12 protein-coding genes and 1 pseudogene are annotated in these 12,330 nt (G+C 72.2%); 5 read left to right on the forward strand and 8 right to left on the reverse strand.

Annotated features, from left to right (window positions below; translation table 11 throughout):
- Positions 1–44: 44 nt before the first annotated feature.
- Positions 45–1,262: an acyl-CoA dehydrogenase family protein gene (locus tag ACWERV_RS17820; RefSeq protein WP_452933803.1), complete on the reverse strand. Its 1,218-nt coding sequence runs from the start codon at positions 1,260–1,262 to the stop codon at positions 45–47.
- Between the two features lie 5 nt (positions 1,263–1,267).
- On the reverse strand, positions 1,268–2,335 hold the full coding sequence (locus tag ACWERV_RS17825) for a phosphotransferase family protein (protein ID WP_452933867.1): 1,068 nt from the start codon (positions 2,333–2,335) through the stop codon (positions 1,268–1,270).
- 147 nt (positions 2,336–2,482) lie between these two features.
- Here ACWERV_RS17825 and ACWERV_RS17830 point away from each other — a divergent pair, with 147 nt between their 5' ends.
- Positions 2,483–3,820, forward strand: coding sequence for a glucarate dehydratase family protein (locus ACWERV_RS17830; RefSeq protein WP_452933806.1), 1,338 nt, complete (start codon positions 2,483–2,485; stop codon positions 3,818–3,820).
- 91 nt (positions 3,821–3,911) lie between these two features.
- On the opposite strand, the gene ACWERV_RS17835 is transcribed toward ACWERV_RS17830, so the two are convergent.
- The 5 genes from ACWERV_RS17835 to ACWERV_RS17855 all read right to left on the reverse strand — a co-directional run bounded on the left by ACWERV_RS17835 (position 3,912) and on the right by ACWERV_RS17855 (position 6,564).
- Positions 3,912–4,424, reverse strand: a complete 513-nt coding sequence (locus ACWERV_RS17835) for a gluconokinase (protein WP_452933809.1) — start codon at positions 4,422–4,424, stop codon at positions 3,912–3,914.
- Between the two features lie 121 nt (positions 4,425–4,545).
- On the reverse strand, positions 4,546–4,872 hold the full coding sequence (locus ACWERV_RS17840) for a DUF202 domain-containing protein (RefSeq protein WP_452933810.1): 327 nt from the start codon (positions 4,870–4,872) through the stop codon (positions 4,546–4,548).
- Entirely contained in the window at positions 4,869–5,264 is a 396-nt protein-coding gene (locus tag ACWERV_RS17845) for a YidH family protein (protein ID WP_398189125.1), read from the reverse strand. Before ACWERV_RS17845 ends, ACWERV_RS17840 begins: the two co-directional genes overlap by 4 nt.
- Before the next feature lie 86 nt (positions 5,265–5,350).
- Positions 5,351–5,509 carry a hypothetical protein gene (locus ACWERV_RS17850; RefSeq protein WP_398188853.1) on the reverse strand — a complete coding sequence of 53 codons (159 nt, stop codon included), beginning with the start codon at positions 5,507–5,509 and terminating at the stop codon, positions 5,351–5,353.
- Positions 5,506–6,564 carry a hypothetical protein gene (locus ACWERV_RS17855; protein ID WP_452933813.1) on the reverse strand — a complete coding sequence of 353 codons (1,059 nt, stop codon included), beginning with the start codon at positions 6,562–6,564 and terminating at the stop codon, positions 5,506–5,508. The genes ACWERV_RS17850 and ACWERV_RS17855 overlap by 4 nt, the downstream gene beginning before the upstream one ends.
- Before the next feature lie 29 nt (positions 6,565–6,593).
- Between ACWERV_RS17855 and ACWERV_RS17860 the strand changes: the two genes are divergently transcribed.
- Positions 6,594–6,923 carry a hypothetical protein gene (locus ACWERV_RS17860; RefSeq protein ID WP_452933816.1) on the forward strand — a complete coding sequence of 110 codons (330 nt, stop codon included), beginning with the start codon at positions 6,594–6,596 and terminating at the stop codon, positions 6,921–6,923.
- 13 nt (positions 6,924–6,936) lie between these two features.
- On the opposite strand, the gene ACWERV_RS17865 is transcribed toward ACWERV_RS17860, so the two are convergent.
- Positions 6,937–7,497 (reverse strand): NUDIX domain-containing protein, encoded by a 561-nt coding sequence (locus ACWERV_RS17865; protein ID WP_452933818.1) that lies wholly within the window; start codon positions 7,495–7,497, stop codon positions 6,937–6,939.
- Between the two features lie 59 nt (positions 7,498–7,556).
- On the opposite strand from ACWERV_RS17865, the gene ACWERV_RS17870 reads away from it, so the two are divergent.
- From ACWERV_RS17870 to ACWERV_RS17880, 3 genes and pseudogenes are all read left to right on the forward strand, one after another.
- Positions 7,557–8,522, forward strand: a complete 966-nt coding sequence (locus ACWERV_RS17870) for a pirin family protein (RefSeq protein WP_452933821.1) — start codon at positions 7,557–7,559, stop codon at positions 8,520–8,522.
- A gap of 1,444 nt (positions 8,523–9,966) precedes the next feature.
- Complete coding sequence (locus ACWERV_RS17875) at positions 9,967–10,491, forward strand: MAB_1171c family putative transporter (protein WP_452933870.1); 525 nt, start codon at positions 9,967–9,969, stop codon at positions 10,489–10,491.
- Between the two features lie 31 nt (positions 10,492–10,522).
- Positions 10,523–11,671 (forward strand): annotated as a pseudogene (locus tag ACWERV_RS17880) (cytochrome P450 family protein).
- Positions 11,672–12,330 lie beyond the last annotated feature (659 nt).

Raw genomic sequence — 12,330 nt, forward strand, 5'->3', positions numbered from 1 at the left:
GCGCGTGCGGGCCCCGGTGTCGGCCGGGGCCCGCACGGACCGCGTCAGGAGCTGTGGCGGGCCAGTTCGCGACGGGCGAGGGAGCGGCGGTGGACCTCGTCGGGCCCGTCGGCGAGGCGGAGGCTGCGGGCGCCGGACCAGAGGCGGGCGAGCGGGGAGTCCTGGGAGACCCCGGCGGCGCCGTGGGCCTGGATCGCGCGGTCGACGATGCGCTGGACGGTGGCCGGGGTGGCGATCTTGATGGCCTGGATCTCGGTGTGGGCGCCCTTGTTGCCGACGGTGTCCATCAGCCAGGCGGTCTTGAGGACCAGCAGCCGGAGCTGCTCGATCTCAACGCGCGAGTCGGCGATCCACTCCTGCACCACACCCTGCGCGGCCAGCGGCTTGCCGAAGGCGACCCGGGCGGCGGCGCGGCGGCACATCAGCTCCAGCGCGCGCTCGGCCATGCCGATCAGCCGCATGCAGTGGTGGATGCGCCCGGGGCCCAGACGGGCCTGGGCGATGGCGAAGCCGCCGCCCTCCTCGCCGACGAGGTTCGCGGCGGGCACCCGTACGTCGTGGAAGACGACCTCGGCGTGGCCGCCGTGGTCGGCGTCGTCGTAGCCGAACAGCCGCATGCCGCGGCGTACCTCCACGCCGGGGGTGTCGCGCGGGACGAGGATCTGGCTCTGCTGGCGGTGCCGTTCGGCGGCCGGGTCGGTCTTGCCCATGACGATGAGGACGGCGCAGTCCGGGTTCATCGCCCCGGAGATGTACCACTTGCGGCCGTTGATGACGTAGCTGTCGCCGTCCCGTTCGATGCGGGTCTCGATGTTGGTCGCGTCGGACGAGGCGACGTCCGGCTCGGTCATGGCGAAGGCGGAGCGGATGTCGCCGGACAGCAGCGGCTCCAGCCACTCCTTGCGCTGCTCGGGGGTGCCGAACTCGGCGAGCACCTCCATGTTGCCGGTGTCCGGCGCGGCGCAGTTGAGGGCGGCGGGGGCCAGGAAGGGGCTGCGGCCGGTGAGTTCGGCCAGCGGCGCGTACTGCAGGTTGGTCAGACCCGCGCCCAGCTCGCCGGGCAGGAAGAGATTCCACAGCCCCTGCCGCCTGGCCTCGGCCTTCAGCTCCGCCACGACCGGCGGCACGGTCCAGTGCGCGTCCGGCCCGGCCTGCTCGTGCTGGGCGGCGAAGACGGTCTCGGCCGGGTACACGTGCTCGTCGAGAAAGGCGCCGAGCTTCGCGCGCAGCTCCTCGGTGCGGGCGTCGAAGGCGAAGTCCATCGTGCTCAGTCCTCCTGGTGCGGGGCGGTGGTCTGCGTCGCGGCGCGGGGACGGCGGCGGACGGTGCGCAGCCCCCGGTCGATGAAGAGCGGGACGACGGCGCCTATGCGGTCGAATCCGGCGCCGAGGGTCTGGCCGAGGGTCCAGCGGTAGTGGATGCCTTCGAGGATCACGGCGAGCTTGAAGTACGCGAACGCGGTGTACCAGTCGACGTCCGCCACGTCCCGTCCGGAGCGGCGGGCGTAGCGCTCCACGACCTCGGCGGCGTCCGGGTGGCCGGGGGCGCCGGAGGCGGTGGGGACGGGGAAGCCGGGGATGTCGTGCTGCTCGCCGTACATCACCAGCAGCCCGAGGTCGGTGAGCGGGTCGCCGAGGGTGGACATCTCCCAGTCCAGGACGGCGGTGAGGCGGTCGTCGGCGTCGAACAGGACGTTGTCGAGGCGGTAGTCGCCGTGCACGACGGCGGGCGCGGGGGAGGCGGGCAGGGCCCGGCCGAGCGCGGCGTGCAGCTCGTCGATGCCGGCCAGCTCGCGGCTGCGCGAGGCGTCCAGCTGCTTGCCCCAGCGGCGCAGCTGCCGGTCGAGGAAGCCCTCGGGCCGCCCGAAGCCGGCCAGGCCCACCGCGCCGGGCTCCACCGCGTGCAGATCGACCAGGGTGTCGACGAGGGTGAGGGCGACGGCCCTGGTGCGCTCGGGGCCGAGCGCGGTCAGCTGGTCCTCGGTGCGGTAGGGGGTGCCGGGGACGAAGCCCATGACGTAGAAGGGCGCGCCGACGACCTCGGTGTCCTCGCACAGCAGCACCGTGCCGGGCACCGGGACCGGGGTCGGGGCGAGCGCGCTGATCACCCGGTGCTCGCGGGCCATGTCGTGCGCCGTGGCCAGGACGTGGCCGAGCGGCGGGCGCCGGACGACCCAGGTGCCGGCGCCGTCGGTGACCCGGTAGGTGAGGTTGGAGCGGCCGCCCTGCACCAGCTCGGCCCGCAGCTCCCCGGTCACGAGGCCGGGGCGGTGCTCGTCGAGGTGGCGGCGCAGCCGTTCGAGGTCCAGTCCCGGGGGGTGCTCGGTGTCGGTCATACGGGTCATGGGCCGATCGTACCGACTGGTCGGTATGGGGTCCAGTTCCCCGCGACGACGGGCGTGCGGCCGGTCCGCGGTACGGACTCGCGTCCGGCCCGTACGCCGCGTTGACGACCTGCGCGGGCCCGCATAAGCTCCGGACCTATGGGTGAACGTGATTCATATATACAGACAGCAGGCCTCGCCGGCCCCTCCACCGCGTTCACGATCGCCGAGGTGCGCCTGACCCCCATCCTCATCGCCGATCCGCCGCTGCTCAACACCCACGGCGTCCACCAGCCCCACACGCCCCGGCTCGTCGTCGAGATCGTCACCGCCGACGGTACGTCCGGCGTCGGCGAGACCTACGGCGACACCCGCTACCTGGACCTCGCCGCCCCGCTCGCCGCCGCCCTCCCGGGCCACCGGATCACCGATCTGAACGGCCTGTTCACGCTCGCCGAGCGGGTCTGCGGCGACGTCACCGGTACCTCCGAATCCGTCGCCGCGGGCGGCCTGCGCGGCGTCCAGACCGCCGACAAACTGCGCCTGTCGGTCATCTCCGGCTTCGAGGTCGCCTGCCTCGACGCGCTCGGCAAGACCCTCGGCCTGCCCGTGCACGCCCTGCTCGGCGGCAAGGTCCGCGACACCGTCGACTACAGCGCCTACCTCTTCTACAAGCTCGACGGCCACCCCCAGGGCCAGGGCGAGCCCGACGACTGGGGCGCCGCCCTCGACCCGGCCGGAGTCGTCGCCCAGGCCCGCCGCTTCGCCGACACCCACGGCTTCGGCTCCTTCAAGCTCAAGGGCGGCGTCTTCCCGCCCGAGCAGGAGATCGCCGCGATCCGCGCCCTGGCCGAGGCCTTCCCCGGCAAGCCGCTGCGGCTGGACCCCAACGGCGCCTGGTCGGCCGAGACCTCGCTGCACGTCGCCCGCGAACTGGCCGACGTGCTGGAGTACCTGGAGGACCCGGCCGGCAGCACCGCCGAGATGGCCGAGGTCGCGGCGGGCACGGACGTGCCGCTCGCCACCAACATGTGCGTGACGACCTTCCCGGAGATCAAGGAGGCCTTCGCGCGCGACGCCGTCCAGGTGGTGCTGTCCGACCACCACTACTGGGGCGGCCTGCGCAACACCCAGCAGCTCGCCGCGGTCTGCCGCACCTTCGGCGTCGGCCTGTCCATGCACTCCAACACCCACCTGGGCATCAGCCTCGCCGCCATGACGCACGTCGCGGCCACCGTGCCCAACCTCGACTACGCGTGCGACTCGCACTACCCCTGGCAGACCGAGGACGTCATCACCGAGCGCCATGTCTTCACCGGCGGCGCCCTGACCGTCTCCGACCGGCCCGGCCTCGGCGTCGAACTGGACCGCGACGCCCTCAAGACGCTGCACCAGAGGTGGCTGGACGACGACGGCACGATGCGCGACCGCGACGACGTCGCCGCGATGCGCAAGGCCGACCCCGCGTGGCGCGCCCCGAGCGTGCCGCGCTGGTGACGCCGCAGCCCGCCGCCGTACGCCGTAAACGCTGCCGGGCTGCCGGACGGCCGGACGGCCGGACGGCCGGACGGGGGCGTACGGCCGCGGGTCAGCGCGGCAGCACGGCCAGCGCGCGCTCGGCGATCTCCGCGGGCCCGCCGTCCAGCGGTACGGCGGCCCCGGGCTCGTCCGCGTCCAGCGGCTCCAGCGCCTCGAACTGCGAGCCGAGCAGCCCCGCGGGCATGAAATGCTCCGTGCGCGCCGCCAGCCGGGCGCCGATCAGCTCCGGCGTGCCGTCCAGGTGCAGGAAGAAGACCCCGGCCCCGGCGGCCCGCAGCCGGTCCCGGTAGCGGCGCCGCAGCGCCGAGCAGCTCACGACGCCGCCGCGGTCGCCGCGCCCGGCGATCCACCCGGCTATCGCGTCCAGCCACGGCGCCCGGTCGGTGTCGTCCAGCGGCTGCCCGGCCGCCATCTTGGCGATGTTCCCCGCCGGGTGGAAGTCGTCGGCCTCCGCGTACTCCACGCCCAGCCGCTCCGCGAGCAGCCCCCCGACGGTCGACTTCCCGGAGCCCGACACGCCCATCACCACGACCACCGCGCGCGCCGCCGGTCCAGCCGCCATCGCCCGTGCCTCCCTCGGTCACCGATCCGCCCGCGCAGCCGTACCGTCCGCGCGGCCCCGGCCCGGCGGCGTACCGCCCGCCCGGCCACCCACGGATACTACGCACCCTCCCGGGCAGGGCTCACCACACCACCGCGGCGCCGAAGACGGCGAGGGCGAGCATGCAGACCGCGACCGCGAGGGCGGCGGCATGCGGGAGCAGACGCGGGCGGGGGGCGCCCAGCTGCTGGATGCGGTGGTGGGCGAGCCACAGGAAGGCCAGGAAGACCAGGGCCGCCAGCCCGACGGCGAGGGTGACGTACGCCGCGTCGCCGTGCAGCGCCTGGCGCCCGGCCAGGACCGCGACGACCGCGCAGCTCAGCGTGGTGCGCCGCCACGCCAGGCGGGTGCGCTCCGGCTGGAGCCCGGGGTCGCGGTCGGTCTCGACCGGCAGCCGCCGGGACGTCATCCGGCCCAGCCCGCGACCACCACACCGACCATGACCAGCGCGATCACCCCTATCAGCACCGCCAGCGCGGCGGGGAAGCGGGAGACCGGCAGGTTGGCGCCGCGCCGCATGGCCCGCTCGCACCGCACCCAGTGGTTGACCGCCCGCAGCGTGCAGGCGACACCCCCGGCGAGCAGTGCGAGGGCGAAGGTCACCCGGGCCCAGTGCGTCAGGTGGTCGGTGAGGAACTGGTCGACGGCGAAACCGCCGCCGATGAGCGCGAGCGCGGTGCGGATCCAGGCCAGGAAGGTCCGCTCGTTGGCGAGCGAGAAGCGGTAGTCCGGGGTCTCGCCCTCCTCCTGGACCCGGGCCGGCGCGAACCACAGCCGGACCGCGTCACGCGCGCCGCCCAGCCGGTCGAATACGCTCACCCGTCCACACTAAGCGGTGCCGCCCCGGCCCACCCGCGGGCCCCGCCCCCGGCCGCCCGCCACCGCCCTCACCTGCGACGACGCTGTATCGCCGCGTACACCAGCACGATCAGGGCGACGACCAGGACGACGGAGACCACGACGACGGCGGTGTGGTCGCCGCCGCCCGAATCCCGGCGCGGGGCGATGTCGGCGAGCAGGACGGCGGCGGTGCTGGTCGTGGTCATGCGGTGCCTCCGGCGGCAGCGGTGGTCGGGGTGGGAACGGTGGGGGCGGCTTTCGGGCCCATGCCGAGGACGAGCATCAGCAGGACCGGGAATTCCAGGTAGGCGTGATAGCTGGCGAGCGCCGCGTAGACCGAGGTGCCCTGGTCGTAGTCGCTCACGAACAGCGCGGCGAGCGCGGCGCCCGCGCCCAGGCCCAGCGCCCACGCCCGGCGGGCGTTCAGCACCGGCACCCGCCGTTCGAAGGCCGCGGTCGCGTCGGGCGCGTAACGCGGCATGAACCACACCCACACCAGGTAGTGCATGAGCGCCATGAACGCGAAAACGGTGATGAAGCGCAGCTCGGCGCCGCTGTGCAGCCACGCGGGCGGGGTGTACGTCGCCGACAGCCGCCGGGTCCAGCCCGAACCCGCGCCCATCAGCGGATCGAACGCGCCCGCCAGGATCAGCACCGGGATCACCAGCACCCAGCAGGCCTGCACCGCCCGGAAGAGCCGGCGGCCCCGGCCCATGCCGCGCGACCACTCCCACAAGAAGAGCAGCGGCACCACGTTGTGCAGATGCGTGAGCACCACGAAGTGGTAGGCGGGGAAGCTCAGCGAGGCCGTCGTCGCCGCCGCGATCACCGCGCCCGCCGCCGCCAGCACCCACGGGCGGTGCCGCAGCGCGTGCCCGCACGCCACCGCGAGCAGCCCGTACGCCAGCAGGATCTCGCCGTCCCGGGTCGCCGCCGAGGCGGGCAGCACCCGGCACAGCACGATGCCGGTGATCAGCGCGGCCAGCAGCCGCAGGAAGGCGCCGTGCAGCACCTGCTCGAAACGGCCCGCCATGTAGCGCAGCTCCAGCACGTTGTGCAGGATGCCCAGGCTCGCCAGCCCCACCACCGCGGTGCCCGCGGGCATCCGCAGCGACACCGCCAGCACCGCCACCGTCAGCAGCGCGAACCCGGCGACCGGCCCGACGCCCACCGCGCCCTCGCCCCGCGCCCCGCCGCCGCGGATCAGACTCCGGGCGCGCGGACCGCCCGCCGCGACCCCCGCTCCGACCGCACTGGCCATGGCTTCCCTCCCCGTGACACGATCCCGCCGTGTCCTATCCCGCGGCCCTCGCCCTCACCGTGGCGACCGAGGTGCCCGTCTGGACGGCCGCGCTGACCGCCGCGTCCCGGACCCCGCCAGGACGTACGGCGGCCGCCGCCGTGATCGTCAACTGTGTGACGCACCCGCTCCTGTGGTGGTTCCTCCGCCAGGTGCCGCTCGCCGCCTACTGGCCCGCCCTCGCCGCCGCCGAGGCCGCGGTGGTGCTGGCCGAGGGGTGGATGACGGCACGTCTGCTGCGGCTGCGCGGCCCCGCACCGTACGCGGCCTCGACCGCGGCCAACGCGGTGTCGGTGCTCGCGGGCCTGCTGCTGCTCTGAGAGCCCCCGGGGATCAGCCCTGCTCTTGCTGCTCCGCGCGCCAGGCCAGCAGCCGGTGGTAGGCCTCCAGGCCGTCCGGCACCCACGGCCACTCCGCCAGCCGCCGGTCCAGCTCCTCCCGCGTCAGGAAGCCGTGCCAGGCGACCTCCTCCGGCTGCGGCGCCACCGGCAGGTCGCAGCGCACCTGGTAGACGGCCGACCACCAGCGGTGGTCGCCCTCCTCGTACAGGAACCGGAAAAGCGGCTCGGGCCGCGGCAGCCCGCTGACCCCCAGCTCCTCCTCGGCCTCGCGGAGCGCGGCCTCGTCGTAGGACTCGCCCGTGCCCAGCACACCGCCCACGAACAGGTCGTACATCGACGGGAAGACGAGCTTGCCCGCGGTACGCCGGTGGACGAAGACCCGCCCTTCGGCGTCCGTCACGAGCACGAACGCGGCGCGGTGGCGCAGACCACGGGCGTACGCGTCGGCGCGCCGCGCCCGGCCCACGACCACGTCGTGCTCGTCGACGATGTCGATGACCTCGTCCGCGGAGAGCCCGCCCGCCGCCCCGTCCCGCTGAATGCCTTCGCTCATACGGCGATTCAACCACCCGCTCGCGCGCCCCGGCGGGCGGCCCGGTGCATGATCGACACATGAGCAACCTCGATGCGAAGCCCGCCGCCACCGTCTGCGGCGGCCGTCAGGACGTCTCCGCCGCCCCCGTCCACGAACTGCTCACCGCCCGCACCGTGCCGCTCGGCGAGAGCACGCAGGTGCGCAGGCTGCTGCCGAACCTCGGCCGGCGCATGGTCGGCGCCTGGTGCTTCGTCGACCACTACGGCCCCGACGACATCGCCCAGGAACCCGGCATGCAGGTGCCGCCGCACCCCCACACCGGCCTCCAGACCGTCAGCTGGCTGCACGAGGGCGAGGTGCTGCACCGCGACAGCCTCGGCAGCAAGCAGACGGTACGCCCGCGCGAGCTGGGCCTGATGACCTCCGGCCGCGGCATCTCGCACTCCGAGGAGTCCCCCCGCGACCACGCCCGCTACCTGCACGGGGCGCAGCTGTGGGTCGCCCTGCCCGGCACCGCCCTGGACATCCCGCCCGCCTTCGAGCACCACCCGCAGCTGCCCACCGTCACCGGCGGCGGCCTGCACGCCACCGTCATCCTCGGCGACCTCGACGGCACCGCCTCACCCGGCACCACCCACACCCCCCTGGTCGGCGCCGACCTCACCCTCCCCGAGGGCACCCGCGCCCGCCTCCCCCTCCAGCCCGACTTCGAGTACGCGGTCCTGGCCATGTCCGGCTCCGCCGACGTCGACGGCGTCCGCGTCACCCCCGGCTCGATGCTCTACCTCGGCGCCGGCCGCACCGAACTCCCGCTCCACGCCGACACCGACAGCTCCCTGATGCTGCTGGGCGGCGAGCCCTTCGCCGAACGCATCGTCATGTTCTGGAACTTCGTCGGCCGCTCCCACGACGACATCGCCCACGCCGCCGCCGACTGGACGGCCGGCACCCGCTTCGGCGAGGTCCACGGCTACGCGGGCCCCCGCCTGGAGTCCCCGGCCCTGCCGCCGACCCCGCTGAAGGCGCGGGGGCGGGTGCGCTGAGCTGGGCATTTCCCCGAGGTGCTCCGCCGCGGCGGGCACCGCGGTCCCGGGAGGGCACGCGGAAGCCGTGGCGGGGCCGCCGCGGCCCCGGTCCGGAGGACCACGACGATTCCCCTGTGGCAGTCCAGGACTGATGCTGACCCGATGCTGAGTTTACTGACGTGTCATCAGGTAGCTCTCGGCTGCGGATGTGCGCGCACATCTCGTCTTCGGCCGGACCGGCGTCCGGAACGACCATGAGTTCACGCGAACGGGCGAATTTTCGCCCTGGGCGGGCCCTGGCGAGGGGCGTTGGCCGGGCGCCCGGCTCGTCACAGCTGGGCCCATCGCCCCGGCGCCGCTCGTGGAGGCTTCGCCAGGCGACCACCTGCGTCGACGCCGGGGGCGACAGCGGGCGTCACTTCAGGTGGCCTATTTGCTCGCCGTCTCCGGGTGCGCTGCGTCGGCCGTGCTTCGCACAGTCAGATCGGTGTTCTGATCTCCCTCTGGGGGCGTTGCTTCCCTGTCCTGAGGTAAGTTCGCGCCAGCGTAACGTTTGGACTGCCTGATCGCGGCGAAGTTCGCGCCGAGCCGTGAGGGCTGGTGGCCTGTCGCTTCGGAACCTCAAGTGCACACGCGACACGCGGTTCGCCCCGAAGGGTAATGTCGGATATTGACCCACTTGACCCCCGCGTGCTCCAGTCAGCAAGACCCCACCGGGCAGGACCACGCTGGTCAAGTACCGTGGCCGCCGCCCTCCGGGTCGGCGGAGGATCGCAACACCACCCCGGCCGCGCCGTGCCGGGTGTCCCGCATTGGTCTCTGCCCTGCGGGGCGGCGGCTTGCAACGCCGCTGTGGTTCTGAAGATCGCGGATCTTCCCCAACGTGGCCGCCGCCCGGCTGTGTGCCGCGCGTGTGGATAGGGCCACCTTCAACGCCCACATCTCGAGAGCGGTGGCCAGCCCTACCGACTCCAAAAGATTCAGAAGGCGCGCGCCAGCGCAAGAAATGGGGCTCATCGGCTGGCAGTCCGCACATTCGACACCTGACCCGCAGGCCGGAGATGATCGGCGCATGACGGCGCTGGACGGCACTCTCAAAACGATCACAGACTGGTTTGACCAGGTCACATATACTCAGGGCTTTTTTCTTCCGTGAGGAGGCGAATGCTCCGTCGGCGAATAACTACGCACTCTACGTGGTCCTTTTCGTGTCCTACTTGGGGGTGGCGCTCTTCGATTTCATGCGGCAAGCTGTGCGCCACTCGCAATGACGGGTCGGCGAAGCGTACGAGCCGGCCTGCGCCTTGCAGCTCTTGGCTGCACCCCTGGGGATGGTCTACGCGGCATACAAGATGACCGTTGTGACTTCTTTGCTCTTCGGGCTACGTCTGGTGAGCCGGGAAGGGTCGGGGTGTTCGTCTCTCGTGGCTGCGCCCTGCGTGTTCAGCGTGACCGCGCCCGCATGCGCTGTGCTTCTCGTCGGAGTCGGGGTCACTCTCCCGGCCGTCCTCTACCCGATCCAGCAGTTCAAGCGGCGACGATTCGGTCGCTTGTCTCCCTGGAGCCCCTGTGGAGGGACTTGGCGGACGCCCTGCCGCACATCGTCCTTCGGGCCGACGAGGATGATGACGACATGAACCTCGATCCGGGCTTCCGTCTCCACCGACGTGTCATCGAGATCAGCGACGGTCTCCTCGAGCTGCGTCCCTATCGTTCAAAGACGGTGTTGGAGACCGCTCGGCGGCGCGTCTATGCACACACCACGCTGGGTGCCGGCTTCGTTGAAGCGGCGCTCACGCGAGCAGCGTTGGCTGCCCTCCGCTCGGGGCGGAAGCCCTGCGACGCCGTCGTTGCGGAATTGACCCCGCGCGGTGGAGACCTTCGAGCTGAGGCGGACTGGTTGGTGACGGTCGCCCACGCCTACGCCGACGGCGCCGCGCTGGACGCCGCTCCGGCAGACGAACGCCCCGACGTTGTTGGAGTGTGACGTTGTGACCTCATCTACTTCGGGGAAGCCGGTGCACGCCGTGGTCGGCCTCGCTGAGGAGGCCGTGCCGCCCTGCCCCGTGCGACGGGTGACCTCGGGGGCCGGGCACGTCAGTTACCTGGTCTCCGGATACGCCGAGGCCCGGCAGGCGCTGGCCGATCCGTGCCTGTCGAAGGACACCGCTGCCTTCTTCGCGGACAAGCGATCGACGCGTCGCCTGCACCCGGCTATTGCGCAGAGCATGCTGGCGACGGATCCACCGCAGCACGCCCGTCTGCGCGGGCTCGTCACCTAGGAGTTCACCGCTGGGACGGTTTCCCGACTGGACGGTTTCATCGCCCGCACCGTGGAGGCGCTGCTGGATCAGTGGCCCGCCGTAGGACGGGTCGACGCCGTCGCGGGGCTCGCCGTACCGTTGCCAGTCGCCGTCATCTGTGAGCTGCTCGGTGTTCCGGAGCCCGAACGGGCGGACGTTCGGAGCTGGTCCGCGGACCTCTTCGCCGACGGGCGGCCGGACCGTATCGACGCTGCCTCGCACGACTTGGCCGGATACATGACGGACCTGATCGCGTCGAGACGCCGGCGGCCGGGCGAGGCGCTTCTGGACCGACTCATCGCGGCCCGCGACGGCGAGGACCGGCTCTCGGAGGACGAGCTCGTGTCTCTTGCCTGTCTGCTACTTGTCGCCGGCCACGAGACGACCACCAACTTCCTCGGCACGGCCCTCTTGACCCTCTTGCAGCATCCGAAAGACCTCGCGCGGTTGCGTGCCAATACTGGCGAACTGCCCAGCGTCCTGGACGAGCTGCTCCGCCACGACTCCCCGGTGAGCACGGCCACCTTTCGGTACGCCGAGCAGCCCCTGACACTCGGTGGCACGGACATCCCTGCGGGCGCGCCCGTGCACGTGGCGATCGGTGCCGCCAACCGTGACCCCGCCCGCTATCCGGAACCGGCGAGCTTCCAGATGGACCGCGACGCCGCAGGCCATCTGGCCTTCGGCCACGGAATCCACCGCTGCCTCGGCGCCCCGCTTGCCAAGGCTGAGGCCCGCATAGCCCTTGATGCAGTCCTGACCCGCTTTCCCGGCCTCCGCCTTGCGGTTCCCCCGGATGAGCTGACATGGCGCCGCACCCGACTGGTCCGAGGCCTTGAATCGCTTCCTCTCTTGACCGGGTGAGCCAGCACCGTCGGTAGGGCCGTGTGCATGCGGTTCCGGAGGCCGGCGGCGTCGGCAGCACTGGCACCTGCATCACCCCGGTCGCAGTGGACGTGACGCTTGCGGACGTCGCGCTGCACCAGCTGAGCATGACGCTCGCCGTCCGCCCTCTCGATGGACAGCGCTCCAGCTACTGAACTTGATTGGGTGATGTCAGTGCCGTTCGCCTGACGGTCGGCGCCGGTAGCCCTGGGGTGTGAGGTACGTACAGGGCGGCGGGCTGACGTACGCCGAGAGAGAAGGGTGTGTCCAGTTGACGGCCCTGTCTCACATCCGATGGTGACGGAGCGTAAGGAGAGACGGCGCCCAGCCGCAGAGAGTGCAGTTAGTGCTCTGACCTCGGTGTTTGAGGGGGTGCATGGCTCCGCGATAAAACGCCGACCTGGTTATGTCATGCTCAAATCGGCCGCCTGCGTAGCGGCCGCCGATTCCGGGGGACGACTACCCCGGCGCACGGACCTGCGACTTCGCGACCGTTGGGCCTACCCCATCGTCATGATCACCATCCGTCACCACCGGATGTGAGACAGGGTCGATCATTGAACACTCCCGGACAGACCCGTCCAGGTGAGGGGGATGGGCAGGGCCCGGTGATGCGGCATGCTTCGGACGCGACCGAG

Source organism: Streptomyces sp. NPDC004031 (assembly GCF_053604375.1).

What these genes read in the sequence shown, in the direction of transcription:
- ACWERV_RS17830 (WP_452933806.1), top strand. Translation starts at nt 2,483, where the DNA reads ATGGGTGAACGTGATTCATATATACAGACAGCAGGCCTCGCCGGCCCC.
- ACWERV_RS17835 (WP_452933809.1), bottom strand. Translation starts at nt 4,424, where the DNA reads ATGGCGGCTGGACCGGCGGCGCGCGCGGTGGTCGTGGTGATGGGCGTG.
- ACWERV_RS17875 (WP_452933870.1), top strand. Translation starts at nt 9,967, where the DNA reads ATGCGCTGTGCTTCTCGTCGGAGTCGGGGTCACTCTCCCGGCCGTCCT.
- ACWERV_RS17865 (WP_452933818.1), bottom strand. Translation starts at nt 7,497, where the DNA reads ATGAGCGAAGGCATTCAGCGGGACGGGGCGGCGGGCGGGCTCTCCGCG.
- ACWERV_RS17840 (WP_452933810.1), bottom strand. Translation starts at nt 4,872, where the DNA reads ATGACGTCCCGGCGGCTGCCGGTCGAGACCGACCGCGACCCCGGGCTC.
- ACWERV_RS17820 (WP_452933803.1), bottom strand. Translation starts at nt 1,262, where the DNA reads ATGGACTTCGCCTTCGACGCCCGCACCGAGGAGCTGCGCGCGAAGCTC.
- ACWERV_RS17855 (WP_452933813.1), bottom strand. Translation starts at nt 6,564, where the DNA reads ATGGCCAGTGCGGTCGGAGCGGGGGTCGCGGCGGGCGGTCCGCGCGCC.
- ACWERV_RS17825 (WP_452933867.1), bottom strand. Translation starts at nt 2,335, where the DNA reads ATGACCGACACCGAGCACCCCCCGGGACTGGACCTCGAACGGCTGCGC.
- ACWERV_RS17850 (WP_398188853.1), bottom strand. Translation starts at nt 5,509, where the DNA reads ATGACCACGACCAGCACCGCCGCCGTCCTGCTCGCCGACATCGCCCCG.
- ACWERV_RS17870 (WP_452933821.1), top strand. Translation starts at nt 7,557, where the DNA reads ATGAGCAACCTCGATGCGAAGCCCGCCGCCACCGTCTGCGGCGGCCGT.